Raw genomic sequence first — 1,363 nt, forward strand, 5'->3', positions numbered from 1 at the left:
GCAGCTAAAAGCATGCTTTTAGCGGTATTTTGGGGCTAGAATGGGGCGGCAAGAAGAATATGTTTTGTAAAATAAAAAAGACAATCTTAAAAATAAGAAAGTCTTTTTTTCTAGTTCAATAAAACATATTTTCTATAACAAATCTATAAAAAACAATATTTTTATTTTACTTAATTACTACAATTTATTAGTCTCTAATAGTTGCTAATAATTCTCCTAAAACTTCAACTGCTTGATCAGCATCAGGTCCTTCAGCGTAAACTGTAACTTCTGAACCATTTTTGATCCCAATTGATAATAGTTTTAATAAAGATTTTCCGTTTACTTTTTTTCCTTCATTTTCAACTTCTACTGTACTTTCAAATTCTTTTGCTTTAGCAACAAATACTCCACCTGGTCTTGTATGTAATCCTGTAGGATTTGTCATAGTAACTGTTTTACTTGCCATTTATTTATCCTCCTTAATTATATCTCTACCTTAATTTTACAACAGTTTTCGGTATTTGTCAATAAGTCTGAAGAACATTTTTTCTGTTGGGCAGTCAAACAATATAGTTTATTTAAAAAAGTTATTGAACATCAATTAATAAAGAGTGATAGTTTGTATAAATAACATTTCCTGGTTTACTATTTTTTATTTTTTTTACAAATTTTCTTTCACAGTAATCAACAGTAACTTTGTCGCCTTTTTTTGCTTTAGAATACTCACAGGCAAGGTTTGCAGCATGCAAAAGAACATCGTTTGGAAGTTCTTGATTATTTCGTAAAATAAGGACATGGCTTCCAGGAATATCCTTTATGTGCAACCAAATGTCATTCGGTTGTCCTTTGGAAAAGGAAATTTCCTCATTTTCCTTATTGTTTCTACCAACAAAAATTTGAAAGCCTTTGTAGTCAAATGACAATAGTTCACGTTTTTTTGGTTTGTTCAATTTAATTTTATTTTTTGATTTATTTCCATTATTTGTTAAATTCAGTTCATTTTCAATTTCTTCAATTCCAATAAAATCATTTTCTTTTTCGATAAACATTTTTATTTCTTCAAAATATTTTATTTCGTTTTGAATATCTAAAAATCTAGAATTTAAGGCTGAAATAGTTCGTTTTCCCTTATTATATTTATTATAATAAAAATTCAGATTATCGTTTGGAGATAAGAGCGGATCCAAATTTATTGTAATTTCCTGATTGTTATAAAAGTCAAAAACTGTAACTTTTTTCATTCCGTATTTTATTTGGTGCATATTTGCTGCCAAAATATCCCCGATATTTTTATAATTTTCAAAATTTTCATTTTTTTTCAAGTCAATTTTTATATTTTTTTCAATTTTTTTGAATTTTTTTATTTGAGAGTCAACATATT

The 1,363-nt window shown here is 26.8% G+C and carries 2 protein-coding genes; both read right to left on the reverse strand.

The genetic code is table 11. The features are described from left to right. Positions 1–187: 187 nt before the first annotated feature. Complete coding sequence (locus tag Q0370_RS08465) at positions 188–448, reverse strand: HPr family phosphocarrier protein (RefSeq protein WP_299574598.1); 261 nt, start codon at positions 446–448, stop codon at positions 188–190. A gap of 121 nt (positions 449–569) precedes the next feature. Then, positions 570–1,363 (reverse strand): NFACT RNA binding domain-containing protein (locus tag Q0370_RS08470; RefSeq protein ID WP_299574601.1); only part of this gene is annotated, 794 nt, incomplete at its 5' end.

It is taken from the genome of uncultured Leptotrichia sp., assembly GCF_938036635.1.
GTDB lineage: Bacteria > Fusobacteriota > Fusobacteriia > Fusobacteriales > Leptotrichiaceae > Leptotrichia > Leptotrichia hongkongensis.

Excerpts from the sequence above, each read along its gene's own strand:
- Q0370_RS08465 (WP_299574598.1), bottom strand. The coding sequence starts at position 448 with ATGGCAAGTAAAACAGTTACTATGACAAATCCTACAGGATTACATACA.